This is a genomic window from Achromobacter sp. SIMBA_011, assembly GCF_046535435.1.
GTDB lineage: Bacteria > Pseudomonadota > Gammaproteobacteria > Burkholderiales > Burkholderiaceae_B > Achromobacter > Achromobacter dolens.
Genome location: NZ_JAWRWN010000189.1, coordinates 1 through 328, shown reverse-complemented (window position 1 = coordinate 328; position 328 = coordinate 1). Strand labels below are relative to the sequence as shown.

General features: G+C 63.4%; 1 protein-coding gene. It reads left to right on the top strand.

Annotated features, from left to right (window positions below):
* On the top strand, positions 1 to 328 hold a 328-nt coding region (locus tag SB816_RS30515), incomplete at both ends, for a hypothetical protein (protein WP_410548056.1).

Genomic DNA, 328 nt, shown 5'->3' with positions numbered 1-328 from the left:
CTATCGGTCATCGAGGGCGGTTTTGCGATCAACCGCAACGATGGTGACCGCGATGCCGTGAGCGAAGCGCCCGGCCGGGCGACGGCCGATTGCGGCACCGACATATCCGCCATCGTCGATCTCGGCTCAGGCATAATCCGCCAGGGCGTGGCGCTGAAGGCGCTGCCCAATACCAGCCTTGTTTATGCCAAGACCACGGTGCCGCAATTGCGGGGCGACATTCCGGCGGGCGAAACCCTGCTCGCCTGCGCCGTCTTTGCGGGATTGAGCGGGACCGAAAGCAAAAACGCTCTGGCCGCTGTTCCAGCACTTCCCGATATCGAAGTGC